Source organism: Roseomonas sp. USHLN139 (genome assembly GCF_037145735.1).
GTDB lineage: Bacteria > Pseudomonadota > Alphaproteobacteria > Acetobacterales > Acetobacteraceae > Pseudoroseomonas.
This window is the reverse complement of sequence record NZ_JBBCWY010000001.1, coordinates 862,883-889,446: the sequence shown is the minus strand read 5'-3', so window position 1 is coordinate 889,446 and position 26,564 is coordinate 862,883. Positions and strand designations below refer to the sequence as shown.

Sequence of the window (26,564 nt, the reverse complement as noted above, 5' to 3'; positions counted from 1 at the left end):
GGCCGCGCCGCGTTTCCCGCGACCGGGGTTGTGGTCTAGGGTGCCGCGCAGAATGCGCGCTCTTCCCCCTCTTCCCTTCCTGGTCCTGGCCGGCCTGCTCGTCGTCCTGCCGGCCGTGCAGGCCCAGGCGCAGGCCGTCCCGGGCAATGGCAACGGCGCCGCCACGGCAGCGATGCCGGAGCCGCCGCTGCCGCCCGATCCGCCGGCCGCCGCCCCCCAGCCGCCCGACCTGAATCAGCCGCCGCGTCCCGCCGAGCCGCTGCCGCAGCCCAGCCTGCCGCTGGCGCGCGGCATCGAGGCGCTGCCCGCCGGCGGCTGGCGGCTGACCGGCGGCCTCGCCCGCGGCCAGGCCGATGCGGCGGTGCAGAATGCGCTGACCGGCATCGCCCGCTGGCTGGCCGAGCATACCGAGGGCCGCGTCACCATCATCGCCCAGGTGGCCCGGCCGGAGGAGGACGTCTCGCTGGCGCGCCGCGACTCGCTGGCGCATGGCCAGGCGATCCGCCGCATCCTCGAGCAGGGCGGGCTGGACGGCACGCGCATCGACATCCGCCCGCTCGGCCGCACCGTCGACGCCCGCGACGCCATCGAGCTGCTGCCACCCAGCGGCCGCCGTGCTTCCAGCGCCTCCCAGAACCAGAGCCCGAGCCGCCCATGACCCGCCCGACCCACTACCTGCTGCGGATGCTGGTCTTCCTCGCCGCCGTGCTGGCGCTCTGCGCCATGCTCTCGGCCGAGCTGGCCAATGCCTTCGCCGCCAACCCGCTGCTCAACGCGGTGATCCTGGTGGTGCTGCTGCTGGGGGTGGGCTGGAACATCCGCCAGGTGCTCAGCCTGAAGCCGGAGGTCGAGTGGCTGGAGGGCTTCCGCGCCCCCAAGCCCGGCGCCGCCGCCCGCCCCGAGCCGCGGCTGCTGGCGCCGATGGCCTCGATGATCGCGGCGCGGCGCGGCGACCGGCTGTCGATCTCGGCCCCGGTGATGCGCAGCCTGCTGGATGGCATCGCCTCCCGCCTGGACGAGAGCCGCGAGCTGTCGCGCTACATGACCGGGCTGTCGATCTTCCTCGGCCTGCTCGGCACCTTCTGGGGCCTGATCATGACCATCGGCGCGGTCGCCGATGTAATCAACTCGATGTCGGTCGGCTCGGGCGACCTGAACCAGCTGTTCAACCAGCTGAAATCCGGCCTGGCGCAGCCGCTCTCCGGCATGGGCATCGCCTTCTCCTCCTCGATGCTCGGCCTCGCCGGCGCGCTGGTGCTGGGCTTCCTCGACCTCACCGCCGGCCAGGCGCAGAGCCGCTTCTATTCCGAGCTGGAGGAATGGCTGGCCGGCGTCACCCGCCTCTCCTCCGGCGTGCTCGGCGGCGATGGCGAGGCCGGCGGCTCGATCCCCGCCTATGTCCAGGCGCTGCTGGAGCAGACCGCGGAGAATCTCGAGAACCTGCAGCGCATCATGGCGCGCGGCGAGGAAGGGCGTGCCGCCTCCTCCCAGGCGCTGCACACGCTGACCGACCGGCTGTCGATCATGGCCGACCAGATGCGCGCCAACCAGGTGCTGATGCAGCGCATGGCGGAAGCCCAGTCTGGCCTGGCGCCCGCCATCGCGCGGCTGACCGAGGCGCAGGCGCAGGCCGCCCATGTCGCCGCCCATGCCGCCCCGGCGATCGACGATGCTTCGCGCGCGCATCTGCGCAACATCGAGGTCTATCTGGCGCGGATGAGCGAGGACGTGGCCCAGGGCCGCGCCCAGTCCACCGCCGAGATCCGCGGCGAGATCAAGATCCTGGCTCGCACCATCGCGGCGCTGGCCGAGGAAGGCCCGCGCTGATGCGGTGCCTCTCCGTCGGGAAAGCCTGACCCATGGCCCTCGGACGCCGCGGCCAGCGGGAGCAGCCGAATGCCTGGCCCGGCTATGTGGACGCCCTGTCCACCCTGCTGATGGTCATCATTTTTGTTCTTCTCGTCTTCGTGCTTGCTCAGGGATTTCTGTCGGTCGCGCTGTCGTCGCGCGACCAGGCGCTGGACCGGCTGAACCGGCAGGTTTCCGAGCTGGCCGAGCTGCTGGCCCTCGAACGCGGCCAGGGCGAGGAACTGCGCGGCAATCTGGCGCGGCTGACGGAAGAACTGCGCGGCGCCGCCGCGGCGCGCGACACCGCCCTCTCCCAGCTCACCGGCCTGCGCGAGGAGCGCGACCGCCAGGGCGCCGAGCGCGACGCGCTGCGCGGCGAGCGCGACCGGCTGGCCGCGCGGCTGGCCGATCTCGACCTCTCGGCCGGCGGCGCCGCCGCCCGCATCGCCGCGCTGGAGCAGCGCCTGGCCGAGGCGCAGTCCCGCGCCGAGGCGATCGGCGGCGGCAGCGCCCAGGCCCTGCGCGACCTGTCCGAGACGCGCCGCGCGCTCGAGGCCGAGCGCGCCGCGCTGGCCGAGGCGCGCAGCCAGCTGGCCGCCGCCCAGTCCCGCGCCGGCAGCGCCGAGACGGCGCGCGACGGCAATCTGGCGCAGCTGGCCGACACCCGCGCCCAGCTCGCCGCCGCCCAGGCGGCGCTGGCGATGCTGCGGCGCGAGCTGGAGACGATCAACCAGACGGTGACCGCCGACCGCGCCACCATCGAGGCGCGGCTGGCCGACGTCGCCCGGCTGACCCTGCAGGTGCAGCAGCTGACCGCGTTGCGCGACGAGCTGGAGAAGCGCGCCGCCGCCGCCCTCGCCCGGGCCGGCGAGCAGGAGCAGGCCCGCAGCGCCGCCGAGGCGCTGGCCACCGCCGAGGCCGCCCGCCGCAGCGCCGCCGAAGCCGCCGCCGCCAGCGCCACCGCGGCCCAGCGCCGCGCCGAGACCGCCGCCACCACCGCCGGCGAGGCACAGCGCCGCGCCGAGGCCGAGGGCGGCGAGCATGCCCGCCTGGCCGAGAGCGCCCGCGCCCAGGTCGCCCTGCTGACCCAGCGCCTGGCCGAGCTGCGCGCCGAGTTGTCGCGCGTCGCCGGGCTGCTCGACGCGCAGGAGGCCGCCGGCCGCGACAAGGACGCGCAGATCAGCGCGCTGGGCCAGCGGCTGAACGCCGCGCTCGCCGCGCGCGTCGAGGAGCTGCAGCGCTACCGCTCGGACTTCTTCGGCAAGCTGCGCAGCGTGCTGGGCGACCGCCCGGAAGTGCGCATCGTCGGCGACCGCTTCGTCTTCCAGAGCGAGGTGCTGTTTCCGGTCGGCAGCGCCGATCTCTCCGCCAGCGGCCAGCAACAGCTGCGCGCCCTGGCGCAGGTGCTGCTGGAGATCAGCCGGCAGTTCCCGCCCGAGCTCGCCTGGGTGCTGCGGGTCGACGGCCATGCCGATCGCAGCCCGATCCGCGGTGGCGGCCGCTTCGCCAGCAACTGGGAGCTGTCCTCGGCGCGCGCCATCGCCGTGGCGCAGCTGCTGATCGGCGAGGGCCTGCCGGCCAACCGCGTCGCCGCCACCGCCTTCGCGGAATACCAGCCGCTGGAGGCCGGCGATTCGCCGGAGGCCCTGGCGCGCAACCGCCGCATCGAGCTGCGGCTGACCGATCGCTGAGGGGGAGGCCGCCATAGGGCGGCGCCTTCAGCGAGGAGAGGGTGCCAAAGGGTGACCGATCCGGTCCGGCCTTTGCCGGGGGCCACGCCGGCGCTGGCAAGGTGGCAGGCCGGTTCCGCAACACAGGCGGTGCGGAAGGCGGGTGGTGCGGGTGGTCGGACTCGAACCGACACTCCTTTCGGAACCGGATTTTGAGTCCGGCGCGTCTACCATTTCACCACACCCGCGCGGTGCTTCCGCAATAGCCGATGCGGAAGCCTCCGTCACGGGGGCAGCTGGGCCTGATCTGCACGGGACGGCGGAAGCCGCGCCGTCGCCGGAGGCCCGCTTCAGGTCATCGGCGCCAGGACCGGGGCATAGCCCGGGCGCTGCCGCAGCCGGTCGTACCAGGCGCGCAGATTCGGCAGGTCCGGCCGCTCGATCGGCAGGGCGAACCAGCGATGCGCGAAGATGCCGAGGGCGATATCGGCCAGGCTGAAGTCGCCCTCCAGGAAGTCGCGTCCTTCCAGCTGCCGCTCGACCATCTGCCACAGGCCAGCGGCCCGGACCCGCGCCGCCTCCGTCGCCGGCCAGTCGCGCTCGGCCTCCGGGATGCGGACATGGGTGAAGAAGATCGTCGTCATCGGCGCGGCCAGATGCGCCAGCTGCCAGTCCATCCAGCGCTCGATCGCGGCGCGGCGGCGGGCATCGGCCGGGTAGAGCGCCGCGCCGCCCGGGCGGGTGGCGGCCAGGTGGCGCAGGATGGTGTTGCTCTCCCACAGCGCCCAGCCGTCATCCTCCTGCCAGACCGGCACCAGGCTGTTCGGGTTCATCGCCCGGAAGGCCGGCTCCGCGGTCAGGCCGAAGGCGCCGCCGGCATCGCGCCGCTCATGCGCCAGGCCGAGCTCGGTGCAGAGCCACATCACCTTCATCACGTTGCTGCTGTTGGGACGGCCCCAGAGAATGGGCATGCTGGACTCCTGCCAGAGATCGGCGACACGCTATGCGTGCGGCGCCGCACGGTCCAGCCGCCCTGGCGCTTGACCCGGCGGCCGGACGGGACAAGGTTCCGGTCAAAGGCCCCGCGACCCTTGCGGCGGCCCGTCCTGGCGTCTCCGGTGCGGAGCGGGCGGGGCGCGCCGCGTCAGGAGCTTCTGCATGAACCAGGTTCTGCCCACCCCGACGCCGCCGGATGGTGATCGCGACGGACTTCGCGAGGCCCCTGGCATGCTCGACCCGGTCTGGTCGCGGATCCGCCAGGAGGCCGAGGCCGCGGCGCTGCGCGAGCCGGAGCTGGCCGGCTTCCTGCACGCCGCCGTGCTGCAGCATGGCACGCTGGAATCGTCGCTCTCCAGCCGCGTCGCCGACCGGCTGGACCATGCCGACCTGCCCGGCACCCTGCTGCGCCGCAGCCTGGAGCGCGCGCTGGAGGAGGACCCGGCGCTGCGCGAGGCGGTGCGCAGCGACATCATGGCGGTGGTCGACCGCGACCCGGCGACCAGCCGGGCGCTGGAGCCGCTGCTCTACTACAAGGGCTTCCACGCGCTCTGCGCGCATCGCCTGGCACATGCGCTCTGGGTCGAGGGGCGGCGCGACCTGGCGCTCTGGCTGCAGTCGCGCAGCTCCGTGGTGTTCCAGACCGACATCCACCCGGCGGTGCGGATCGGCCGCGGCATCTTCCTCGACCACGCCACCGGGCTGGTGGTCGGCGAGACCGCGGTGATCGAGGACAATGTCTCGATCCTGCAGGGTGTCACGCTCGGCGGCACCGGCAAGGAGAGCGGCGACCGCCATCCGAAGATCCGCCAGGGCGTGCTGGTCGGCGCCGGCGCCAAGGTGCTGGGCAATATCGAGGTCGGGCATTGCGCCCGCATCGCCGCCGGCTCGGTGGTGCTGAAGCCGGTGCCGGCGGGCTCGACCGTCGCGGGCGTGCCGGCGCGGGTGGTCGGCCAGGCCTGCGCCGAGCCGTCGCGCGCCATGGACCAGCTGCTGGACCCGAACGAGGATTGATGCCGCTCTCGCTGCTGGTGGCGCTGCTCGCCGCCGCCGCCCCGCTGCTGGCCATGGCCACCGAGCGCTGGGGCGGGCTGAACCCCTGCCTGCTCTGCCTCTGGCAGCGCGGCCCCTACTGGGTCGCGGCGCTGCTCGCCCTGATGGCGGTGATGGCGATGCGCCAGCCGAAGCTGGCCCGGGTGCTGACAGGACTCGCCGGCATCGCCGTGCTGGCCTCGGCCGTGGTCGCCGCGGTGCATGTCGGCGTCGAATTCAAATGGTGGCCCTCCCCCCTGCCCGGCTGCGCGGCGCCGCATGCCGGCGCCGCGCGGACGGTGGAGGAGATGATGAACAGCCTGGCCGCCGCTCCGGCCAAGCCCTGTGACGAGCCGACCTTCCTGATCCCCGGCCTGCCGCTGTCGATGGCGGCGATGAACCTGCTCTATGCGCTCGGCCTCGGCGGGCTGACGCTGTGGTTCGCGACGCGGCGCGCCGGCGGCGGTGCCGAAGGACGCTGACGGGGGCGCTTCGCTGGCGCATGATGCCTGGGCCTCTGCCTGGACCCGGCCCATGCCCTTCCGCCCGATTGCGCTGCTGCTCCTGCTGCTGACCGCCGCCTGCGCCGGGCGGGAGGCGGCGCAGCCGCGGCAGGCGCTGCTCGACCAGCTTCCCGGGCGGATCAATGATTTCGTCGCCGTCCCGGCGGAGGCCTCGCCGGCGCCGCCGGCCGGCATGCTGGCGCGGGCCTATCGCGCCGGCGGCAGCGAGGGCCCGCTGATCCGGGTGACGGTGCAGCCGCGCCCGGCGGTGCAGGGGCTGACCGACACGCCCGATTCCCTGGATGTGCGGGCGGTGCTGAATGCCGAGGCGACGGCGATGTTCGGCTTCGCCGGCAACCTGCCGCAGATCCGCGCCGAGCGCGGCAGCGATTTCTCGATCGGGCGGCAGGGCGGGCAGCCGCTGCTGCGCTGCGTCGACATCCGCCTGCTGGGCCGGGACAGCGTGCTGCGCAACCTGACCTGCGCGACGGGGCTGCAGGGCCAGGTGGTGCGGGTGCAGATGGTGACCGGCCACCGCCCCGACCAGCTGGAGCTGGTGCAGCGGGTGGTCGCCGAATTCGGCGGCAAGGCGATCGAGAGCCTGCTCGGCCTGCCCGCCGAGCCCGCCGCCGTCCCTCCCGCGCAAGCCCCCGAGGAACAGCAGCTGCCCCCCGAGCTGCTGCGCCGTCTGCCCCGCGCCTGAGCTGTCGCGCGCGGCAGCACCGACAGAAAGAAGAAGGGGTCCAGGGGAATTCCTTCCCCTGGCCTTGCTTTCTCAGCCTTCGAGCTCGGTATCCCAGTACAGATAATCCCGCCAGCTCTCATGCAGGTAGTTCGGCGGGAACATCCGCCCGTTGTCCTGCAGTTCCCAGCCGGTCGGCTGGCGCGGCTCGCGGCGCGGGAACATGCGGATCTCGGCCGGCAGCCTGGAGCCCTTGCGCAGGTTGCAGGGCCCGCAGGCGGTGACGACGTTCTCCCAGCTGGTGCGGCCGCCGCGGCTGCGCGGGATGACGTGGTCGAAGGTCAGTTCCTGGGTCGGCCGCTCCTCGCCGCAATAGACGCAGGAGAAGCTGTCGCGCAGGAAGACGTTGAAGCGGGTGAAGGCCGGGCGCCGGGCCGAGGGGATGTATTCGCGCAGCGCGATGACGCTGGGCAGGCGCACGGCATGGCGCGGCGAGCGCACCATGGTGTCGTATTCGGAGAGCACCGAGACGCGATCGAGATAGACCGCCTTCACCGCATCCTGCCAGGACCAGAGCGATAGCGGGAAATAGGAGAGCGGCCGGAAATCGGCGTTCAGCACCAGCGCCGGGAAGCTGCCGAAGGCGGCACCCGGACCTCCACCCTGGCCGGGCGGGACAGTCCCACCCTGGCCGGAAACAGCCAACCCGTCAGGCAAGCGCCGCTCCTTTCAAGCTGCGCGCCTCAACCCCTGGGGCCGGACCGGGCGGGCAGGCCCCAGATGTCGTGGCGCCGCCGGTGTGCGATGGAGTCATGCCAGCCCCCGGCAGCCGGTGCAACATCCGGCCGCGCGGGTTTCACGGGGCTGTCACCCAGGCGGGCGCTTCAGGAGGCGGAAGGCGCCTCCAGCCCGGCCGCGGCGCGCTGCAGCGCCAGGCCGCCGAAGGACAGGCCGGCATCGTCGATGCCATGGCCGAGCCGCGGCACGTAGAGCGCCTCGACCGGCACCTCTGCCGCGCGCAGCACCGCCTCGGCCGAGCGGCTGGCCTGGACGGGCACCACCTCGTCGGCCTCGCCATGGACCAGCAGCACCTCCGGGCGGCCCCTGAGCTCGGCCGCCAGCAGGTCTTCCGCGATCAGCCGGCCGGAATAGGCGAGGATGGCGGCCGGCGGCACGGCGCGGCGCAGCCCGGTGTCGAGGGCCATCATCGCCCCCTGGCTGAAGCCCATCAGCACGACGGCGGATTCCGGCAGTCCGGCGGCGGCGCATTCCGCGGCGATGGCGCGGTCCAGCAGCGGGCGGGCGACCTGGATGCCGGCCAGCAGCCGGGCCGGGCTGCGGTCCTGCAGGCTGAACCATTGCCGGCCATAGGGCCCGGCCTCGCAGGGCAGCGGCGCGTGCGGGGCGATGAACAGGGCCTCGGGCACGCTTCGCCCCCAGCCGGGGGCCAGGTCGATCAGGTCGTTGGCATCGGCGCCATAGCCGTGCAGCAGGAAGACGATCAGCTTCGGCGCGCCGCCCGAGGCCGGTCCCCAGCGCAATCCATCCAATGCGGCCATGCGGCGCCCCCCTTGCTGCGGTCAGGCCGCATCCGCTACGCGCGATCGGTGATGGCCGCAACCTTCGTCACGCGCTTCGCCCCGAGCCCCACCGGCGCGCTCCATCTGGGGCATGCGCACAGCGCCCTGCGGGGCTGGCGCGCCGCGCGCGAGGCCGGCGGCCGCTTCCTTCTCCGGATCGAGGATATCGACCCGGTCCGCTGCCGCCCCGAATTCACCACCGGCATCCTGCAGGACCTGGCCTGGCTGGGCATCGACTGGGACGGCCCCGTCCGCATCCAGTCCGAGCATTTTGCCGAGTATCGCGCCGTGCTGGAAAGGCTCTCGGGCGAGGGCCTGCTCTATCCCTGCTTCTGCACCCGCGCCGACATCGCCCGCGAGGTCGCCGCCATCGGCCATGCCCCGCACGGCCCCGATGGTCTTCTGTATCCCGGCACCTGCCGGCGGCTGTCGCCCGCCGAACGGGCCGACCGGATCGCCTCGGGGGATGCCTATGCGCTCCGCCTCGACATGGCGGCGGCGCTGGCCCGGACGCGCGGCCCCCTCGCCTTCCTGGAGCACGGGCAGCGCCGGCGCTGCGACCCTGCCCGCTTCGGCGACGTGGTGCTGGCGCGGAAGGACACGCCGGCCAGCTACCATCTCTGCGTCACCCATGACGATGCGCTGCAGGGCGTCACCTGCATCACCCGCGCCGTGGACCTGCTGCCGGCCACCGACCTGCACCGGCTGCTGCAGCACCTGATGGGCTGGCCGGCGCCGCGCTGTGCCCACCATCCGCTGCTGCTCGGCGCCGATGGCAGGCGGCTGTCGAAGCGCGACAGGGCCCCAACCCTGGCCGCGCTGCGCGAGGCCGGCCACAGCCCGGACGCCGTCCGGGCCATGGCGCTCGCCCCTCAGGCCGCGGCGGGGGTGTAGAGCCCGGCCGCCGTCGCCGCCTGGGTGGCCAGCGCGACCGAGAGGTCCAGCGTCGGCGTCTCGACCCCGGCCAGCCGCGCCAGCTCCAGCGGCACGCGGAACAGCGCGTCGATCTCCATCGGCCGCCCCAGCTCCAGGTCCTGCAGGATGGACGGCTTGTGCGCCAGCTTGGCCGAGCCGGCCAGCCGCTTGTCCAGCTCGAACTCGAAGCCCTGGCCGAGGCCGGCGGCCACCGCCATCGCCTCCTCCATCGCGCGGCGGATGGCGGCGCGCACCGCCGGATCGGCCAGCGTCCCCGCCATGCCCTGGCGCGACAAGATGGTGAAGGGCCCCTGCGCCAGGTTGCCCATCAGCTTCATCCAGATCTCGCGGCGGATCTCGCCCGTCACCTCGCCGGAAATGCCGCCCTTGGTCAGGAAGGCCGCGATCGCCCGGGCGCGCGGCGAATCGCGGCCGTCGATCTCGCCCAGGATGACCCGGTTGTTGGCGTGCTCGGCCTTGATGACGCCGGGGCGGGTCACCGTGCAGGCCGAATAGACCACGCCGCCCAGCGTCCGCTCGATGCCGACCGCCCGGCGCAGCGCCTCGCCCGGATCGACCACCGGCAGGCGGCGGCCGTCAAGCGGGCCGCCATGGCGGTCGAAATACCACCAGGGGATGCCGTTCATCACGAAGGCCACCGTGGTGTCGGGCCCCAGCAGCGGCGCGATCGCCTCGGCCACCTGCGGCAGCGCCGGCGCCTTCACCGTCACGATCACCGCATCCTGCGGGCCGAGCTCGGCGGCACTTCCGGCCGCGACGCGCAGATTGTGGGTGCCGTCGGGGGCCTCGACGGTCAGGCCGTCCGCCTGGATGGCGGCCAGCTGCGCGCCGCGGGCGACGACCGAGGTCTCGGCACCGCCCAAGGCCAGGCGGGCCGCCACATGACCGCCGATCGCACCGGCACCGAATACGCAAATCTTCATGTCACCCGTCCTACTCAAGAAAAGAAAAAGGCCGGGGGAAGGAATTCCCCCGGACCCCCATCTTTTTTCTGATCCTCAGCGGCGCGTCAGGAGATCGAGCGCCACCCGGGACAGCGCCTCGACGCCGGCCGGAATGCAGCCCTCGTCCGGCTGGTAGTCCGCATTGTGCAGGCGGTCGTCGCGGCCCGCGGTGCCGGAGCCGATCGACAGCTGCACCGAAGGGACGCGCTCGGCAAAGGCGGAAAAATCCTCGGAGCCCATGCTGGGCTGGCCCTCGGACACCGCCTCGGCGCCGAACTGCGCGTTCAGCGAGGCCAGCGCGGGCTCCAGCACGCTGTCGGCATTGACCAGCGGCGGCACCATGCGGCGGTATTCCAGCGTCGCCGAGACGCGCATGCCGGTCTCGATGCCGGCGATCAGCCGGCGCAGCGCCGCCTCGGCCAGGTCGCGCGCCTCGGTGTGCAGGGTGCGCACCGTGCCCTTCAGCGACACCCGCTCGGGGATGATGTTATAGGTGGTGCCGCCCACCGACTGGCCGATGGTGACCACCGCCGGATGCAGCGGCTTCACCTCGCGCGACACGACGGTTTGCGCCTGGGTCACGAAATGCGCCGCCGCCACGATCGGATCGACCGCGGCATAGGGATGCGCCGCATGGCCCGAGCGGCCGCGCAGCGTCAGGTCGAACAGGTCGGAGGCCGCCAGGCAGGCGCCGCGCACATAGGCGAATCGGCCGACTGCGTATTCCGGCTGGTTGTGGAAGCCGAGCGCCATGTCGATGCCCTCGGCCGCGCCATCGGCGATCATCGCCGCCGCCCCCTGCAGGGTTTCTTCCGCCGGCTGGAAGACCAGCACGACGCGGCCGGCCAGGCGCGGCGCCAGCTCCTTCAGGATGGCGGCGACGCCGAGCAGGGTGACGGTGTGGATGTCGTGGCCGCAGGCATGCATCTTGCCGTCCACCGACGAGGCGAAGGGCAGCCCGGTCTCCTCATGGATCGGCAGCGCGTCCATGTCGGCGCGGATCGCCAGCGTCGGCCCCGGCTGGCCGCCCTCGATCAGTCCCAGCACGCCGGTGCGGCCGATGCCGGTGCGGTGGGCGATTCCCAGCCGCGACAGCTCGGCGGCGACCAGCCCGGCGGTGCGCACTTCCTCGAAGGCCAGTTCCGGATGCGCGTGGATGTCGCGGCGCAGCGCGATCAGCTGCGGCGCCAGGGTCGCCGCCGCCTCGCGCAAGGGGCCGGCGGGGTCATTGAACAGAAATTCGTTTGTCATCGTGGAGAACTTCCCGTTTCAGCGAGAGGCGGCAGGGCAGCGGTATCGTTTGTTGCGTCGCAGCGAACGTGAACTTTTGTTAATGAATGGATGGCGCCTTGCCGCCGCACATTTCCGTGCCATAGGTTGCCCCGCAATCCGCATCGGGGGGAGGGGTGGAATTGGGTGCCGGCACCGTTAATCCGGATCTGGAGCGATTCCGGATCGGCCGGTCTGGCAGTGATTCCGGACCAGGAGGCCTGTTGGTCGCTTCCGGTCCTTGGTGGCGTGTCACCTGACGCACAGCCTGCATTCTGACCTCGACCGGTCCTGCGCCTCGGCGCGGGGCCCTCGATCTCGGCTGGCCGCAAGGCCAGGCGGCTGCGGCGCGGTGCCGTGGCCTTTCGCATGGTGACGATGACGGGCGCGTGCCTGCCGCGCGTGGGGTTCAAGAAGGAATCGGCATGAGGATCAACGCAAAAGACCTTGCCTCCGGCATCTTGTTGCTGGCTCTGGCGGTCATCGGCCTGTGGCTGAACACCGAGCACACACTAGGCTCGGCGCGACGCATGGGCCCCGGCTACATGCCGATGCTCGTGTTCTGGCTGGAATTCGGCCTGGGTGCCATCGTGCTCGGCACTTCCCTCTTCGGCGGCTCCGACCCGCTGGAGAAGTGGACGAAGATCGACTTCGTCACGCTGTTCGTCGGCATGGGCGTGACGCTCGTGGCCTATCCGCTGCTGGCCGCCATGCCGGCGCTGCAGGCCAACTGGTATGCGCTGGGCATCGCCCTGAGCATCGGCTTCGCCGTGCTGGCGATCAGCCCGGCCTGGCGCCCGCTGGCGATGATCCTGCTGGCCATGTGCATCTTCGGCGTGCTGCTGGAACAGGGCGGCCTGATGCTGGCCATCACCGCGCTCGTGGTCGTCTCCGCCTTTGCCGACCCGACGCACCGGCCGCTCGGCGTCGCCGCCTGCGTGGTGTTCCTGCTGGCGCTGTGCTGGTGGGTCTTCATCTACGAGCTCGACATCCGCGTGAATGTCTGGCCGGTCTTCTGAGGGCGCGAAGACACCATGGAACTGCTTCTTGCCAATCTGGCGCACGGCTTCGGCGTCGCGCTCAGCTTTGATAACCTTCTCTTCGCCCTGCTCGGCGCGCTGATCGGCACCGCCATCGGCGTGCTGCCGGGCATCGGCCCGGTCGCCACCATCTCCCTCCTGCTGCCCATCACCTTCGGGCAGCCGGCGACCACCGCCATCATCATGCTCGCCGGCATCTACTACGGCGCGCAGTATGGCGGCTCGACCACCGCCATCCTGCTGAACCTGCCCGGCGAGGTCTCCTCCGTGGTGACCACGCTGGAGGGCTACAAGATGGCGCGCAACGGCCGCGCCGGCGCGGCGCTGGCCATCTCGGCGCTGGGCTCCTTCTTCGCCGGCTCGGTGGCCACCATCCTGGTCGCCGCCTCCGGCCCGCTGCTCACCGAGGTCGCCCTCTCCTTCGGCCCGGCCGACTACTTCGCGCTGATGCTGCTCGGCCTGATCATCTCGGCCGTGCTGGCGCAGGGCTCGGTGATCAAGTCGGTCGGCATGGTGGTGCTGGGCGTGGCGCTCGGCCTGGTCGGCACCGACGTGCAGACCGGCCAGCAGCGCTTCACCTTCGGCATCCCCGAGCTGTCCGACGGGCTGAACTTCGCCGCCATCGCCATGGGCGTCTTCGGCATCTCCGAGATCATCCTGAACCTCGAGAACCCCGAGGTCCGCAGCGTGCTCTCGACCAAGGTGGGCTCGCTGTTCCTGACCAAGGAAGAGTGGAAGCGCGCCACCCCCTCGGTGATCCGCGGCACCGTCATCGGCTCCGTCCTCGGCATCCTGCCGGGCGGCGGCGCGTCCCTCGCCTCCTTCGGCTCCTATATGATGGAGCGGAAGATGTCGAAGGGCCGCAACGAGTTCGGCAACGGCGCCATCGAGGGCGTGGCCGGTCCGGAAGCCGCCAACAACGCGGCCGCGCAGACCAGCTTCATCCCGCTGCTGACGCTGGGCATCCCCTCCAACGCCGTGATGGCGCTGATGGTCGGCGCGCTGATCATCCAGGGCATCCAGCCGGGCCCGCGCATGGTCGAGGCGCAGCCCGACCTGTTCTGGGGCCTGATCTGCTCCATGTGGATCGGCAACGTCATGCTGCTGGTCATCAACCTGCCGATGATCGGCATGTGGGTGAAGCTGCTGCAGGTGCCGTACAAGTACATGTACCCGGCGATTCTCACCTTCTGCGCAATCGGCGTCTACTCGATCAACAACAGCGTCTTCGACGTCTACCAGACGGTGTTCTTCGCGGTCCTCGGCTACGTCTTCGCCAAGATCAAGATGGAGCCGGCGCCGCTGCTGGTCGGCTTCGTCCTTGGCCCGATGATGGAGGAGCATCTGCGCCGCGCCATGCTGCTGTCGCGTGGCGACCCGATGATCTTCATGCAGCGCCCGATCAGCGCCACCCTGCTGGTGGTCGCCGCCCTGGCGCTCGGCCTGATGCTGCTGCCCGGCCTGCGCAAGAAGAAGGAAGCGGCGATGGCGGGCTGACCGCCGGTTACCTCTGCCGCAATTGTCATGAAGCCGCTCCGGTTGAAAAACCGGGGCGGCTTTTCTTTTGGCCGGCTTGGCGTATGCTTGCGCTATTCGGGCATGGAGTGGGTTGATGGCTGATCATGCGCAGCGCCGCATCGTTCCGGTAATCCTGTGCGGAGGCACCGGCAGCCGGCTGTGGCCGCTATCGCGCGAGGCCTTCCCGAAACAGTTCTGGCCGCTGCTGTCGCAGCGGACCATGCTGCAGGACACTGTCGCCCGCGCCACCGGCGCCCGCTTCGCCGAGCCGCTGGTGATCAGCAACCAGGCGCACCGCTTCCTGGTCGCCGAGCAGCTGCGCGAGGCCGGCGTCAAGGACGCCCGCATCGTGCTCGAGCCGGTGGCGCGCAACAGCGCCCCCGCCATCGCCGCCGCCGCCTTGCTGGCGCAGGAAGCCGATCCGCATGACGTGCTCTGGCTGATGGCCGCCGATGCGGCGATCAGCGACACGCCGGCGCTGCACGAGGCGCTGGCCCGCGCCGCCGCCGCCGCCCGCGCCGGCCGCATCGTCGCCTTCGGCATGAAGCCCACCGCCCCCGAGACCGGCTACGGCTATATCGAGGCCGGGCCGGCGCTGGACGGGCTGGAGGGCGTCGCCGCCATCGCCCGCTTCGTCGAGAAGCCCGATCCCGCGACCGCCGCCCGCTTCCTGGCCGAGGGCCGGCATCTCTGGAACTCCGGCATGTTCGTGGCGACCGCCGCCACCCTGCTGGCCGAGCTGGAGCGCCTGGCCCCCGAGCTGCTGGCCGCCGTCCGCAGCGCGGTGGAGGGCGCGACCCGCGACCTCGACTTCATCCGCCTCGACCCGGCGGCCTTCGCCGCCGCCCCAGACATCTCGATCGACTATGCGGTGATGGAGAAGACCGCCCATGCCGCCGTGGTGCCGGCCGATCTCGGCTGGTCCGATGTCGGCTCCTGGGCGGCGCTGTGGGAGGTCTCGCCGAAGGACGCCGCCGGCAACGCCACCAAGGGCCCGGTCGCCCTCTATGACGCGAAGAACTGCTACGTGCGCAGCGAGGGGATCCTGGCCGGCGTCGTCGGGCTGGAGGATGCGGTGCTCGTCGTCACCGACGACGCCGTGCTGGCCATGCACCGCGACCGCGCCCAGGACGTCAAGAAGCTGCTGGAGCAGCTGAAGGCCGAGGGCCATCCGCAGGCCAGCGAGCATCGCCGCATGTACCGCCCCTGGGGCCATTACGAGGGGCTGATCAAGGGCGACCGCTTCCAGGTGAAGAAGATCTCGGTCAAGCCGGGCGAGAAGCTCTCCCTGCAGAAGCACTTCCACCGCGCCGAGCACTGGGTGGTGGTCGCCGGCACCGCCATCGTCGAGCGCGATGCCGAGCGCATCATGCTGCGCGAGAACGAGTCGATCTACCTGCCGCTCGGCTGCGTCCACCGCATGGAGAATCCGGGCATGATCCCGCTGACCCTGATCGAGGTGCAGTCCGGCTCCTATCTCGGCGAGGACGACATCGTCCGCTTCGAGGACACCTACGGCCGCGCCTGACGCGGTGACGTGACGCTGGCGGCTATCCTGCCGCCGGCGTCCCGCCCGGTCCCGGGCGCGGCAGCGCCGTCTGCCCCAGCACCCAGCCTTCCCAGCGCCGCACCCAGGGATCGTCGGGGATGAAGTCGGGCCGCGCGCCCTCCAGCACCGCGATCAGGCAGAGCAGGCCGAGCTGGCTGTCGAACCGGTCCTCGCCGGCGGCATCCATCCCGAACCCCGCCGCCATCGCCTGCTTCAGCGCCGCGGATGGCCGCACCCCGAGCCGCGCCATCGCCGCGCCCAGCGCGCCTTCCGCCGCCCGCCGCGCCGAGGGCAGCCGCTTGCTGCCCGGCAGCGTCACGCCGAGATGGCGCATCGCCTCCGCCGGATAGACCTCGGCCAGCACCGCCCGGCCCGGCGCCAGCAGCGCGTGCAGCCCGCCCTGGAACGGCCAGAGCGCCAGCGGCGCGCCGCCCGCCAGCGCCGGCGCCAGCCAGTCCCGCCAGGCGCCGATCGCCCCCTTCCCCGTCTGGTTGGCGCCCAGCGTCCAGAACACCGGGGCGCCGGCCGGCCGCTCCATCGTCGCGCGGTCGCAGAGCCGGCTGAGCGCCGACGCATCCTCCAGCCCCAGCGCCGCCGCATGCGCCAGCCGCGTCATCCCCTTCACCCCGCGCGACGGATAGAAGGGGCGCTCGGGCGAGACGGTCTCCAGCGTCGGGCTGACCAGGAAGAAATCGGGCCGCGCCACCAGCCCGCGCAGGAAGTCCGGGAAATCCGCCTCCCGGCGGCCGGCGCAGAAGCCGCGCGGCAGGCCCAGCGGCAGGTCGAGGCCGAAGGCCAGCGCCACCCCCTCGGCCAGCAGCCCGGCGGTCAGCACGGCGGGGTCGCCCACCGGCCGGGGCGCCTCGGCGCGCCATTCGACGCCGCCGCGGGGCTTGCGCCGCCGTCGCGCAATGCTGACCCAGCGCTTGCGCGGATCGATGCTCCAATCCGCATGCGCCGCGATCATCGGTGCATCATCCGTCAACGGAGGACCCCGCATGCGCACCCCTGCCCCGCCTGCGTCCCGCTATACCGCCCTGGCCCGGCTGCTGCACTGGGCGACGGTGCTGGCGCTCATCCTGGTGGGTCTTCTCGGCCTCTGGCTGGGCTGGGCGGCCCCCGAGGACGAGGCCTTCAAGCTGCTTCTGTACAACCTGCATGAAAGCATCGGGCTGACCCTGCTGCCGGTCACCCTGCTGCGGCTGTTCTGGCGGCTGCGGCATCCGCCGCCGCCGATCACCCCGGCCCTGCCGGCGCCCTTGCACCGCGTGGCCTGGGCCACCCATGCGGCGCTCTACGCCCTGCTGCTGGCGATGCCGGTGGTCGGGCTGCTGGCCACCAATGCCTGGGGCTTCCCGCTGACCGCATATGGCATCCTGCCGATCCCCAGCCCGATCGGCCCGGACGAGGCGCTGGCGCCGCGGCTGACCGCCCTGCACGGCTGGATGGCGCTGGCGCTGGGCGGGCTGGTGGCGCTGCACGCCGCCGCCGCGCTCTGGCACCATCGCCGCCGCGGCGACGACACGCTGCGGCGGATGCTGTGAGCGCGCGGTGGCCGCCGGCCGCCTGGCCGGCAGGGTGCACCGCCCGCTCCGCGATGGCTCAGCCGATCGGCTTGGTGGCGCGCTCCATCAGCCGGGCGAAGAAGCCGGGCTTCTTGGCCGGCGCGGTCGCGGCGGTCGCCTTGGCCACCAGCTGCTCGCGCTCCTGCACCTTCATCGACAGCCACTTCTCCAGGCTGACGCCGGCCTTGGCCGCGCGCTTCGCCTCATAGGCGCGCTGACCCTCGGTCATCTTCGCCCGTTCCTGCACCTGAACCGCCATCGCTCGAAAACCCCCGCATCGATCCCAGCCAGCGGGTGCTTGCCGCGCCGGCGCCAGGATCGCAAGCGCATTTTGCCGCCCGCGTCCGGCAGAAGCGGGGCCCGTGCGAACCAGGGCTTGCATCCCGCTCCGCCGGCGTCAGGCTAGGGGGATGGAAGCGAAAGTGAAGGCCGGGCTCTGGGCCCAGATGGCCCTGCGGCTGGCCGATATCGCCGGCCAGCCCGGCATGGTGTTGCGCAAGGGCGACCCGGATTCGGGCGGCATCCTCTGCGTGCTGCGCGGACGCGCGGGCTGCATGGTGCTGTCCCAGGTGCGCGACGGCGAAGGCCGGGCGGCCTGGATGCGCGGGACCGGCAAGGACCCGGTGCCGGAACCCGAGGCCGAGGCCTATGTGGCGCGGCAGGTGAAGCGGGACCCGGATCTCTGGGTTCTTGAATTCGAGGCGCCGGACCTGTTGCCGCCGTTTGAGGCGAAGATTCTTTAGGCAAGGCCGGGGGGAGGTATCCCCCCGGACCCCCTTCTATTTCTGTCAGTTGGGCATCGCCATCTTGATCGGCGGCACCAGGTCGTCGGGCAGCGGGCAGACATAGGGGTCGACCGCGGTGCGGGCGGCCAGGTCGGCCTTGGCCTTGGCGATCAGCTGCGGGTCCTGCAGCGCATCCACCGCGACACCCGCCATCACCTTGGCCACATGCACCATGCCCTTGTGGGCCAGCGCCGACTTGCCCTGCGCGGTCAGCTGCCAGCTGTGGCCCGGCGTGCCGATGGCATAGGTGGCACCGCGCGCCTGCACCGTCGGCACCACCCAGGAGACGTCGCCGACATCGGTCGAGCCGACCATCGCCGCGCCCTTGGCCTCGAGCGGGATGATCTCATCGGCCAGCGGCACGCCGCGCCGCACCGGCACGCCCATGCGGCGGAAGGCGCTGGCGATGTCCTCGTCCGACAGCGTCTTCTGGAACTCGGCGGCCAGCGCCCGGTCGGCCTCGTCGAAGGGCGGCGGGCCGAGCCGCTCCAGCTGGTCCTGCATGCTGCGCTCGAGCGGCGTGTTGCCCAGCAGGTTGGAAACGGCCGAGACGGTCTTGGTGGTCACCGTCGTCTCGGTCATCAGCGCGGCGCCATCGGCGATCTTGCGGACCCGGGTGATCAGCTGCTGCAGCCCCGGCAGGTCGGTGGCGCGGATCAGGTAGCGCACCTTGGCGGTGCCCTGCACCACGTTCGGCGCGATGCCGCCGGCATCCAGATAGGCATAGTGGATGCGCGCGTCGGAGGGCATGTGCTCGCGCATGTAGTTGACGCCGACATTCATCAGCTCGACCGCATCCAGCGCCGAGCGGCCCAGATGCGGCGCCGCCGCCGCATGGCTGGACCGGCCGACGAAGGAGAAGTCGATGCGGCAATTGGCCAGCGACTTCGCCTCGTTCACCGCGGCAAACGGCGCCGGGTGCCAGGAGATGGCGATGTCGACATCCTTGAAGGCACCGTCGCGCACCATGAAGGCCTTGGCGGCGCCGCCCTCTTCCGCCGGGCAGCCATAGTAGCGGACGCGACCCTTCAACCCGTTCTTCGCCAGGAAGTCCTTCACCGCCGTCGCCGCCAGCAGCGCGCCGGCGCCCAGCAGGTTGTGGCCGCAGCCATGGCCGGCGCCGCCCTGGCCCTCGACCGGCCGGTGCTCGGCGATGCCGGCCTCCTGGCTGAGGCCGGGCAGCGCGTCGTATTCACCGAGGATGGCGATCACCGGGCCGTCCTCGCCGGCCTCGCCCATCAGCGCGGTCGGGATGCCGGCGACATTGTCGGTGATGCGGAAGCCCTTCTCCTCCAGCATCCTGCGGTGCTCGGCAGCGGAGCGGTGCTCGGCATAGGCCAGCTCCGGCATCTCCCAGACGCGGTCGCTGAGGCCGATCAGGTCGTCCTGATGGTCCTCGACCAGGCGCCAGATTTCTTGGGTATTCTGCATGGACGGTCTCCGCGCCGGATAGGCAAGACAAGGGGTGGCAGGATGCGGCAGTATGCGACCGGCAGGGTGCGTCCAGCGCGCCGCCTTGTCGATATCCGGCGGCCCGTTCTTAACCACTTGCAAGCTTTTGTGCCCTAGGACGAGACCATGTCCCTCTCCCCCCTCGGCCCGTCCGGCCTGCCTGGTTCAGGCCTGTCCGGCGCCAGCCTTTCCGCCCTCGGCGGCGCCCGCCGCGCCGAGCAGAGCGTCGCGCAGACCGCCCAGAACATCGCCTCCTATGGCGCCACCCAGGCGGTGGTGACCGGCGATGCCCTGCCAGAGGTGCCGGTGGTCGCGCTCGACGGCGGGTCGGACCCGGTCGCCGACCAGGTCAACCTGATGCTGGCGCAGCGCGCCTACGAGGCCAATCTCGCGGTGCTGAAGACCACCGACGAGATGTCCCGGACGACGATCGACCGGCTGGGCTGAGCGCGGCGATGCGCCCTGCCGTCGCGCTGCGCCGCCTGCTGCCGGCCGATGCCGCCGCCTATCGCGAGCTGCGGCTGGAGGGGCTGGAATGCCACCCGGAGGCCTTCGCCGCCGCCTGGGAGGACGAGGCCGACAAGCCGCTCGACTGGTTCGCCCGCCGCCTGGAGGCCAACACGATCATCGGCGGCTCGGTCTTCGGCGCCGGGCTGGACGGGGTCGCCGGCTTCATGGTGCCGCCGGCGGCGAAGCAGCGGCATCGCGGCGTGCTCTGGGGGATGTATGTCCGGCCGGATGCGCGCGGCAGCGGGCTGGCGGCGGCGCTGGTGCAGCAGGTGGTGCTCGCCGCCCGCGGCCAGGTCGAGGCGATCCGCCTGACCGTGGTCGCCAGCAACCAGGCGGCGATCCGGGTCTATCAGGCGGCCGGCTTTCGCCAGTACGGGCTGGAGCGGCGCGGGCTGAAGCTGGGCAGCACCTATTATGACGAGATGCTGATGGACCGCTCGGTGGATCCGCTGCCCTGATCCGGCCTTTCATGCGGGCATGACGCTGCTGCACGACGGACCGATCTTCGCCGATTATTTCCAGTTCCTGCTGCAGGACGCCGCGCTGCGCGAGCGCCCGGCCCCGCCCTGGGACGAGGCCACCCTGGCCGATGGGGTGGTGGCGATGCCCGGGCTGCTGGCCTTCGCCACCGCGCGCAACATGCAGGTCCCGGTCGCAGCCGAGCTGCTGCCGGCCGAGCCGGCGCTCGACCTCGGCGGCGTGGACCATGCGGTGGAGGCCTCGCTGGAGAGCCGCGGCATGCTGATCCTGGCCGGCGGCACCGACTACCTGCCGACCGCGGCGCGGCTGCCGGTGCCGGCGGGGCCGCTGCGGGTGCGGCTGCTGTGCCGCGGCCTGGACCGTCTCAGCGAGGATGGCCTGGCCGGCGAGGATTCCTACCGGTTGCTGCTCTGGCCGGCGGCCTTGGCGGGGGTCGCGGTGCTCAAGCGCCACGGCTGAGCGGCGCCCCGCCAGCGACGGGACCGGGCGCGGAGGGGGGCCAGGAAACTGGCCCCCCTCGCCTCAGGCGCGGCTGAGCGCCTCCAGCTTGTCGACGCCCCGCCGGTCGGCCAGGACCGCGGCAAGCTCCTGCTTCGGCAGCTGGCGCAGCGCCTCGTCCAGCGAGGCCACCTCCTCCAGCCGGGCCAGCCCGACCAGCAGGTTGGCGTCGAAGGGGTCCTGCCCCGGCCGGCGCGGCGGCGGCAGCATGCGGCGATGCGCGGCGAGCAGCGCCGCATCGCTGAACAGCCCGCGCACCGGGGTCGCCGGGATCTCCTGCAGCCCGGCATGGATCGCGCGGGCGCGGATCAGCACGGCGGGGGTGTCATGCTCCTCCGGCGTCAGCAGCAGGCCGAGGCGGCGCAGCCCGACGCCGAGGCCGCGGCGGGCGGTGAAGGCGGCCAGCGGGATGGCCAGCGCCAGGCCGATCACCACCGGCGACATCCACAGCGCCAGATAGGGCGAGACCAGCCAGGCGGCGAAGCCGAAGACCAGGCCGAACAGGGTGTGCTTCCAGTAGAGCCGCACCACCTGGCCGAAGGGCACGCTGCCATCGTCGCGCTTCTGCGCGTTCCAGCCGGAATCGCGACCCATCAGGATGGCGATGACGTCGACCGACTGGGTCAGCATGGTGACCGGCGCCAGCAGGCCGGCGACCAGGGTCTCGACGATCATCGACAGGAAGGCGCGGACCATGCCGCCGGCGCCGCGACGGTCGCGGGCATGGAACAGCAGGGCGATCCAGGCCATCAGCTTCGGCGCCAGCAGCAGCGCCATGGTGCCGATGAAGACCCACATGGCGCGCACCGGATCGACCACCGGCCAGGCCGGGAACAGGCTGGGGCCAGCGGGGAAGTATTCCGGCCGGATGAAACGCGCCTGGATGGCCAGCAGCACGCCGGCCACCAGGAAGACCAGCCAGATCGGCGCGGTGATGTAGCTGCCGATGCCGGTCAGCAGGTGCAGCCGGCTGACCCAGTGCAGCCCGCGCGCCGGCAGCACGGCGGCGTGCTGCAGATTGCCCTGGCACCAGCGGCGGTCGCGGATGGCGAGGTCCATCAGCGAGGGCGGGCTTTCCTCATAGGTGCCGCGCAGCCAGGGCACCATGTGCACCGCCCAGCCGGCCCGGCGCAGCAGCGCCGCCTCGACGAAGTCGTGGCTCATGATGTGGCCGCCGAATGGCTTTCTCCCCGGCAGGTCGGGCAGGCCGGCCGCGCTGGCGAAGGCTTCCGTCCGGATGATGGCGTTGTGGCCCCAGTAGTTGCCCTCCGCGCCATGCCACCAGGCGATGCCCTCGGCGATCAGCGGGCCATAGACCCGGCCGGCGAATTGCTGCATCCGCGCGAAGAGCGTGTTGCCGCCGGCGATGATCGGCAGGGTCTGGATCAGGCCGACATCCGCGTGGCGCTCCATGGCATCGGCCAGGCGCAGCACGGTGTCGGCCTCCATCACGCTGTCGGCGTCGAGCACCAGCATCTGCGGATAGGCGCCGCCCCAGCGCCGCACCCATTCGGCGATGTTGCCGGCCTTCCTCTCCGTGTTCTTCGGGCGGCGGCGATAGAACAGGTTCGGCGGCTCGCCCAGCCGGGCGCGCAGCGCCAGATAGGCGGCTTCCTCGGCGATCCAGGCCTCCGCCTGCGTGCTGTCGCTGAGGATGAAGATGTCGAAGCGGTCGGTGGCGCCGGCGGCGGCGAGCGATTCATGGATCGCCTGCAGCCCGGCCATGATGCGCGCCGGATCCTCGTTGTAGGTCGGCATCAGGAGCGCGGTCTTGACGCCGGGCATCGGCGGCGGGCCATCGGGCGCGATCCCCAGCCGCCGGTCGGGTCCCGCGATCAACCGCAGGAAGCCGGCGCAGGCGCTGGTGAAGGACAGCGCGATCCAGGCGAAGAGCACGACGAAGAGCAGCAGCACGAAGGCCTGCAGCGGCGTCGGCCTGCCGCTGTTCAGCACCAGCCACATCTCGCGCGTCGCGAAGGCCGTCAGCAGGATGGCGCCGCCGATGACCAGCAGGCGCCTGAGCCCGCTGGCCATCGGGCGGGAGGGAATGCCGCCCGTCCGCTTCTGCGGCCGGGCCTTCAGCGACTGCACCGGCATGGCCAGCGGCGCCTCGGGCGGCAGGGCGTGCCAGCCCTCGGCCATCACGCCCCCCGGGGCGGCCCCGGGGTTGCCCCCTGGGGCAGCGGCCGAGGCCGCGGCGGGGGCGCCCGCCTGGCTCACGCCGTCCAACGATAGAGCAGCGTCTCGGCCACTGCCTCCCCGGCTACCTTGAGGTCGGCGCGCAACTCGACCTCGCGCGCGTCACCGGGGAAGAGATCGAAGCTCAGGCGCCAGCCGCCGCTTTCCGGGTTGCGCTGGGCGACCGGGTTGCGGACCTCGCCGCGGTTGGCGGTGACGATCAGCTCCGGCTTGGCATCGGCCGCCAGGTTGTCCAGCGCGCCGCCCTGGGCGTCGATGACGAAGAGCCGGCCGCCCTGGGTCCAGGAGGCGCCGGAGCGGGTCGCCATCAGCCGGCCGATCTCCGGGTTGCCCGGGGCCTCGTCGGTCCAGTGCAGGCGGAAGGTGTAGCGGTATTCGCCCTTGGCCTTCAGCGGCTCCTTCGGGCGCCAGAAGGCGACGATGTTGTCGTGGATCTCGCCGGTGGTCGGGATCTCGACCAGCTGCACCGCGCCCTCGCCCCAGTCGCCGATCGGCTCGATCCAGAGGCTCGGCCGCTTCTCGTAGCGCGCCTCGAGATCCTGGTAGCTGGCGAAGTCGCGGCGGCGCTGGATCAGGCCGAAGCCGCGCGGATTGACGTCGCCGAAGGCCGACATCTGCAGGTCGCGCGGATTGTTCAGCGGCCGCCACAGGCGCTCGCCACGGCCGGTGAACATCAGCAGCCCGTCGCTGTCATGCACCGCCGGGCGCCAGTCGTCGCGACCGGTGCGGTTCAGCGGCGAGAACCAGAACATGCTGGTCAGCGGCGCGATGCCGACGGTGGCCATGTCGGTGCGCGGGAAGATCGTCGCCTCGACGTCGAAGACCGTGCTGCGGCCGGGACGGATGCCGAAGCGAAAGGCCGCGGTGCAGGAGGGGCTGTCCAGCAGGGCGTGCACGGTGATGTAGTTGACGCCTTCGCGCGGGCGCTCGATCCAGAAGGCGCGGAAGACCGGGAACTCTTCCCCCTTGGGATCGCCCGTCCCCACCGCGAGGCCGCGGGCGGAAAGACCATAGATCTGGCCACGGGCGACCGCCCGGAAGTAGCTGGCGCCGAGGAAGGCGACGATCTCGTCGTAATAGTCGTTGCGGTTGATCGGGCCGTGCAAGCGGAAGCCGGCGAAGCCCATATCCTCCTGCGCCGGGCGCGGCATGTTCTGGAAGTCGAACATTTCCGTGTTGTAGCGGATCGGCCGCGCCATGCCGCCGGAGACCTCGAACATGTCGATCCGCGGCTTGTAGAGGAAGCCACGGTGGAACATCTGCATCTGGAAGGGCAGGCCCTCCGCGCGCCACAGCGCCTGGGCCGGGCGGTAGCGGATGTCGCGGTACTGGTCGTAGGTCAGGTCGGCCAGCGGGCCGGGCAGGCTCTCGGGCGGCGCCTTGAAGGGCTGCTGCGCCATGGCGCGGGCCTGTTCCCGCACCGTGCCGGGGTCGAAGCGCGTCTCATCGGGCGCGGCCGCCTGGGCTTCGGAAAAATGGGCTGTCTCCTCCGCCAGGAAGACGGTGGACAGCGACAAGGCTGCAAGCAAGGCGTCGCGGCGGTTCACGGCAGGCACTCCCCCTTCGGCGGCGACCAGCGAACGCGCGAGGAATGACAGGGTTTCACCCTGCCGCGCTAACGCTGGCCGCCTTCCATCAGGCGGGGGGATTACGTCCGAATTCCGGCCTTACAATCAATTCAGGGGCTTAAAGCTGCCGTCATCAGACAGATGTGACAGGATCCCGCTGCGGATGTCGAAGGACCCGCCATGCAGGGTCAGGCTGCCATCGCGCACCCGGCTGGCCACCCAGGGGAAGCTCATCAGGTTGCGCAGCGACAGCTTCACCGTCTCCAGCTCGCATTGCGCCTGCGCCTCCTCGGCATCGGCGGCGACGCATTGCAGGGTGCGGGCGCGCGCCTCGGCGGCGATGCCGTTCATCCAGGGCTCGACGAAATCCTGCGCCCCGACGGGGAAGCCGCGCAGCAGCGCCTGCACGCCGCCGCACATGGCATGGCCCAGCACCACGATGCGCGGCACCTGCAGCACGCAGACGGCGAATTCCAGCGCGGCGGAGGTGCCGTGATAGTCGCCATCGGGATTGTAGGGCGGCACCAGGTTGGCGACGTTGCGGACGATGAAGAGCTCGCCGGGCGCGGCATTGAACACCATGCCCGGATCGACGCGGCTGTCCGAGCAGGCGATGACCAGGGCCTTGGGGCTCTGCCCGTCGCGGGCCAGCGACTGGAACAGGCGGCGGCGCTCCGGCCAGACCTCGGCGCGGAAGCGGCGGTAGCCGTCGAACAGATCGGCCAGGATGTCGGAGGACGGGGGGGACGGCAGGTCTTCGCTCATAAGCGGGGCATTTAGGGTTCCCCCAGGCTTTTGCACAGGGTTTTCACGGCATAGCCGCGAGAACCCGGCGCCACCCTGTCGCTTCTTTAACCGACCCGAAACAAATGATTGTCCCAGGCGCCGCGCGGCCCGGCGATCGGCTGGCAGGCCAGGCGGCGGGCATCGACCGCCACCAGGGCGCCGCGGCCGCCGGAGAGGATGAAGCCGCCCGGCCGGCCGGAGGGCGCCACGCCGCAGACATCCTCCAGCCGCACCGCGCCGAGGGCGCGCGCGTCGTCGAGATCCCAGAACAGGGCCAGGCCGCCGCGCGGGCTGGTGGCCGCGACCACTTGGCCGGCGCTGTCGGTCGCCACGCTGCCGATGTAGTTGCGGCAGGCGGCCCGCAGCGCCTCCGGCAGGTCGAGCGGCTGCAGCCCCCCTGCCCCGCGCTGCAGCGCCAGCAGCGGCATCCGGGCCGTCTCCTCGCCCTCATACTGCATGGCGACCGCGGTGCCGCCGGGAACCGGCGCGAGGTGGCGAATGGACAGCCGGTTCATGTCGGGGCCGAAGCGGGCGGCGTGCAGCGGCCGGCCGCTGCGGGGGTCGAGATGCACCAGCGACGGGTCCATCCCGGCCGGGTCGAGATTGGCGCGCGGCGCGTCGGGATGGGTCAGGATGCCGCCATTGGCGACGACCAGGGCGCTGCCATCCGGGCTCAGGCGCATGTCGTGCGGGTCGCGGCCGCCGGTCTCGAAGGCGGCGACGCGGCGGAAGCCGTCGGCCGCGTCATAGACGCCGATCAGCCCGGCGCCGTCCTCGAAGCGGGTCTCGGTGGCGTAGAGCAGCCGGCCATCCGGCGCGAAGAGGCCATGGCCGTTGAAATGCCGGCCCTCGGGCGGCGCGAAGCTGTGGGTCAGCGTACCGCGGGCGAGATCGGCCACCAGCGCCTCCCAGCCCGGGCGGCGGCCGAAGACGACGACCTGCGGCCGCGTCGGATGCGCGGCGAAGCCATGCGCGCGGGCGGCCAGCCGCAGGTCGAGCGGCGTGCGGCCATCCTGCGGCAGGAAGCCGCCGGCATGGTCGGTGCCGGCAGCGTCGCGCCAGGCGCCGAGCACCAGGCCCTCGGCCTCCGCCCGCGCCGTCAGCGGCAGGCCGGCGAGCAGCGCGCCGAGCACCAGGTCGCGGCGGCGCATGCC

General features: G+C 72.1%; 27 protein-coding genes and 1 tRNA gene. 15 read left to right on the top strand and 13 right to left on the bottom strand.

Features of this window, described 5'->3' with window-relative positions; genetic code table 11:
• Positions 1 to 52: 52 nt before the first annotated feature.
• The 3 genes from WFI16_RS04155 to WFI16_RS04145 are packed head-to-tail and all read left to right on the top strand — an operon-like array spanning position 53 to position 3,539.
• Positions 53 to 658 (top strand): hypothetical protein, encoded by a 606-nt coding sequence (locus WFI16_RS04155; protein ID WP_419896522.1) that lies wholly within the window; start codon positions 53 to 55, stop codon positions 656 to 658.
• A complete protein-coding gene (locus WFI16_RS04150; protein WP_419896521.1) occupies positions 655 to 1,827 on the top strand; it encodes a flagellar motor protein MotA in 1,173 nt (390 codons plus the stop codon). Before WFI16_RS04155 ends, WFI16_RS04150 begins: the two co-directional genes overlap by 4 nt.
• 32 nt (positions 1,828 to 1,859) lie before the next feature.
• Positions 1,860 to 3,539, top strand: a complete 1,680-nt coding sequence (locus WFI16_RS04145; protein WP_419896520.1) for a peptidoglycan -binding protein — start codon at positions 1,860 to 1,862, stop codon at positions 3,537 to 3,539.
• Between the two features lie 143 nt (positions 3,540 to 3,682).
• Here WFI16_RS04145 and WFI16_RS04140 read toward each other — a convergent pair.
• Together WFI16_RS04140 and WFI16_RS04135 are read right to left on the bottom strand one after the other, a co-directional pair.
• Positions 3,683 to 3,766: transfer RNA gene (locus WFI16_RS04140), tRNA-Leu, on the bottom strand.
• A 102-nt stretch (positions 3,767 to 3,868) separates the two neighbouring features.
• Positions 3,869 to 4,489 (bottom strand): glutathione S-transferase family protein, encoded by a 621-nt coding sequence (locus tag WFI16_RS04135; RefSeq protein ID WP_419896519.1) that lies wholly within the window; start codon positions 4,487 to 4,489, stop codon positions 3,869 to 3,871.
• Positions 4,490 to 4,676: 187 nt separating this feature from the next.
• Between WFI16_RS04135 and cysE the strand changes: the two genes are divergently transcribed.
• The 3 genes from cysE to WFI16_RS04120 are packed head-to-tail and all read left to right on the top strand — an operon-like array spanning position 4,677 to position 6,752.
• Positions 4,677 to 5,528, top strand: coding sequence for a serine O-acetyltransferase (gene cysE / locus WFI16_RS04130; RefSeq protein WP_419896518.1), 852 nt, complete (start codon positions 4,677 to 4,679; stop codon positions 5,526 to 5,528).
• Positions 5,528 to 6,028, top strand: coding sequence for a disulfide bond formation protein B (locus tag WFI16_RS04125; RefSeq protein WP_419896517.1), 501 nt, complete (start codon positions 5,528 to 5,530; stop codon positions 6,026 to 6,028). Before cysE ends, WFI16_RS04125 begins: the two co-directional genes overlap by 1 nt.
• A 52-nt stretch (positions 6,029 to 6,080) precedes the next feature.
• Positions 6,081 to 6,752: a hypothetical protein gene (locus WFI16_RS04120; protein ID WP_419896516.1), complete on the top strand. Its 672-nt coding sequence runs from the start codon at positions 6,081 to 6,083 to the stop codon at positions 6,750 to 6,752.
• A gap of 72 nt (positions 6,753 to 6,824) precedes the next feature.
• On the opposite strand, the gene WFI16_RS04115 is transcribed toward WFI16_RS04120, so the two are convergent.
• Together WFI16_RS04115 and WFI16_RS04110 are read right to left on the bottom strand one after the other, a co-directional pair.
• Positions 6,825 to 7,355 carry an HNH endonuclease gene (locus tag WFI16_RS04115; RefSeq protein ID WP_419897146.1) on the bottom strand — a complete coding sequence of 177 codons (531 nt, stop codon included), beginning with the start codon at positions 7,353 to 7,355 and terminating at the stop codon, positions 6,825 to 6,827.
• A gap of 260 nt (positions 7,356 to 7,615) precedes the next feature.
• A complete protein-coding gene (locus WFI16_RS04110) occupies positions 7,616 to 8,290 on the bottom strand; it encodes an alpha/beta hydrolase (RefSeq protein WP_419896515.1) in 675 nt (224 codons plus the stop codon).
• Positions 8,291 to 8,341: 51 nt separating this feature from the next.
• On the opposite strand from WFI16_RS04110, the gene gluQRS reads away from it, so the two are divergent.
• Positions 8,342 to 9,205: a tRNA glutamyl-Q(34) synthetase GluQRS gene (gluQRS, locus tag WFI16_RS04105; protein ID WP_419896514.1), complete on the top strand. Its 864-nt coding sequence runs from the start codon at positions 8,342 to 8,344 to the stop codon at positions 9,203 to 9,205.
• Here the strand turns inward: gluQRS and WFI16_RS04100 are convergent.
• Together WFI16_RS04100 and WFI16_RS04095 are read right to left on the bottom strand one after the other, a co-directional pair.
• On the bottom strand, positions 9,184 to 10,170 hold the full coding sequence (locus WFI16_RS04100; RefSeq protein ID WP_419896513.1) for a ketopantoate reductase family protein: 987 nt from the start codon (positions 10,168 to 10,170) through the stop codon (positions 9,184 to 9,186). The genes gluQRS and WFI16_RS04100 overlap by 22 nt on opposite strands.
• 75 nt (positions 10,171 to 10,245) lie before the next feature.
• Complete coding sequence (locus WFI16_RS04095; RefSeq protein WP_419896512.1) at positions 10,246 to 11,442, bottom strand: M20 metallopeptidase family protein; 1,197 nt, start codon at positions 11,440 to 11,442, stop codon at positions 10,246 to 10,248.
• A 443-nt stretch (positions 11,443 to 11,885) separates the two neighbouring features.
• Here WFI16_RS04095 and WFI16_RS04090 point away from each other — a divergent pair, with 443 nt between their 5' ends.
• The 3 genes from WFI16_RS04090 (at position 11,886) to WFI16_RS04080 (ending at position 15,546) form a co-directional block, all read left to right on the top strand.
• Positions 11,886 to 12,479: a hypothetical protein gene (locus WFI16_RS04090; RefSeq protein WP_419896511.1), complete on the top strand. Its 594-nt coding sequence runs from the start codon at positions 11,886 to 11,888 to the stop codon at positions 12,477 to 12,479.
• A 15-nt stretch (positions 12,480 to 12,494) separates the two neighbouring features.
• Entirely contained in the window at positions 12,495 to 13,997 is a 1,503-nt protein-coding gene (locus WFI16_RS04085; protein ID WP_419896510.1) for a tripartite tricarboxylate transporter permease, read from the top strand.
• Positions 13,998 to 14,112: 115 nt separating this feature from the next.
• Positions 14,113 to 15,546, top strand: a complete 1,434-nt coding sequence (locus WFI16_RS04080; protein ID WP_419896509.1) for a mannose-1-phosphate guanylyltransferase/mannose-6-phosphate isomerase — start codon at positions 14,113 to 14,115, stop codon at positions 15,544 to 15,546.
• Between the two features lie 22 nt (positions 15,547 to 15,568).
• Here WFI16_RS04080 and WFI16_RS04075 read toward each other — a convergent pair whose 3' ends face one another.
• Positions 15,569 to 16,534 (bottom strand): hypothetical protein, encoded by a 966-nt coding sequence (locus WFI16_RS04075; RefSeq protein WP_419896508.1) that lies wholly within the window; start codon positions 16,532 to 16,534, stop codon positions 15,569 to 15,571.
• Between the two features lie 31 nt (positions 16,535 to 16,565).
• Between WFI16_RS04075 and WFI16_RS04070 the strand changes: the two genes are divergently transcribed.
• The gene (locus WFI16_RS04070; protein WP_419896507.1) at positions 16,566 to 17,111 is read left to right on the top strand and encodes a cytochrome b; all 546 of its coding nucleotides are present in this window, start codon (positions 16,566 to 16,568) and stop codon (positions 17,109 to 17,111) included.
• A 58-nt stretch (positions 17,112 to 17,169) separates the two neighbouring features.
• On the opposite strand, the gene WFI16_RS04065 is transcribed toward WFI16_RS04070, so the two are convergent.
• Positions 17,170 to 17,361: a hypothetical protein gene (locus WFI16_RS04065; RefSeq protein WP_419896506.1), complete on the bottom strand. Its 192-nt coding sequence runs from the start codon at positions 17,359 to 17,361 to the stop codon at positions 17,170 to 17,172.
• 181 nt (positions 17,362 to 17,542) lie between these two features.
• On the opposite strand from WFI16_RS04065, the gene WFI16_RS04060 reads away from it, so the two are divergent.
• Positions 17,543 to 17,875 carry a DUF1491 family protein gene (locus tag WFI16_RS04060; protein WP_419896505.1) on the top strand — a complete coding sequence of 111 codons (333 nt, stop codon included), beginning with the start codon at positions 17,543 to 17,545 and terminating at the stop codon, positions 17,873 to 17,875.
• Positions 17,876 to 17,920: 45 nt separating this feature from the next.
• Here the strand turns inward: WFI16_RS04060 and WFI16_RS04055 are convergent, their stop codons facing one another.
• Positions 17,921 to 19,348 carry a M20 family metallopeptidase gene (locus tag WFI16_RS04055; RefSeq protein ID WP_419896504.1) on the bottom strand — a complete coding sequence of 476 codons (1,428 nt, stop codon included), beginning with the start codon at positions 19,346 to 19,348 and terminating at the stop codon, positions 17,921 to 17,923.
• A 147-nt stretch (positions 19,349 to 19,495) separates the two neighbouring features.
• Between WFI16_RS04055 and WFI16_RS04050 the strand changes: the two genes are divergently transcribed.
• The 3 genes from WFI16_RS04050 to WFI16_RS04040 are packed head-to-tail and all read left to right on the top strand — an operon-like array spanning position 19,496 to position 20,818.
• Positions 19,496 to 19,816, top strand: a complete 321-nt coding sequence (locus WFI16_RS04050; protein ID WP_419896503.1) for a flagellar basal body rod C-terminal domain-containing protein — start codon at positions 19,496 to 19,498, stop codon at positions 19,814 to 19,816.
• A gap of 8 nt (positions 19,817 to 19,824) precedes the next feature.
• Positions 19,825 to 20,337, top strand: coding sequence for a GNAT family N-acetyltransferase (locus WFI16_RS04045; protein WP_419896502.1), 513 nt, complete (start codon positions 19,825 to 19,827; stop codon positions 20,335 to 20,337).
• A 19-nt stretch (positions 20,338 to 20,356) separates the two neighbouring features.
• Complete coding sequence (locus WFI16_RS04040) at positions 20,357 to 20,818, top strand: hypothetical protein (RefSeq protein ID WP_419896501.1); 462 nt, start codon at positions 20,357 to 20,359, stop codon at positions 20,816 to 20,818.
• Between the two features lie 63 nt (positions 20,819 to 20,881).
• Here WFI16_RS04040 and mdoH read toward each other — a convergent pair whose 3' ends face one another.
• The 4 genes from mdoH to WFI16_RS04020 all read right to left on the bottom strand — a co-directional run bounded on the left by mdoH (position 20,882) and on the right by WFI16_RS04020 (position 26,561).
• Entirely contained in the window at positions 20,882 to 22,999 is a 2,118-nt protein-coding gene (mdoH, locus tag WFI16_RS04035) for a glucans biosynthesis glucosyltransferase MdoH (protein WP_419896500.1), read from the bottom strand.
• Between the two features lie 74 nt (positions 23,000 to 23,073).
• On the bottom strand, positions 23,074 to 24,603 hold the full coding sequence (locus WFI16_RS04030) for a glucan biosynthesis protein (protein WP_419896499.1): 1,530 nt from the start codon (positions 24,601 to 24,603) through the stop codon (positions 23,074 to 23,076).
• A gap of 126 nt (positions 24,604 to 24,729) precedes the next feature.
• Entirely contained in the window at positions 24,730 to 25,389 is a 660-nt protein-coding gene (locus WFI16_RS04025; protein ID WP_419896498.1) for a carbonic anhydrase, read from the bottom strand.
• An 86-nt stretch (positions 25,390 to 25,475) separates the two neighbouring features.
• Entirely contained in the window at positions 25,476 to 26,561 is a 1,086-nt protein-coding gene (locus tag WFI16_RS04020; protein ID WP_419896497.1) for a DUF1513 domain-containing protein, read from the bottom strand.
• Positions 26,562 to 26,564: the final 3 nt, after the last annotated feature.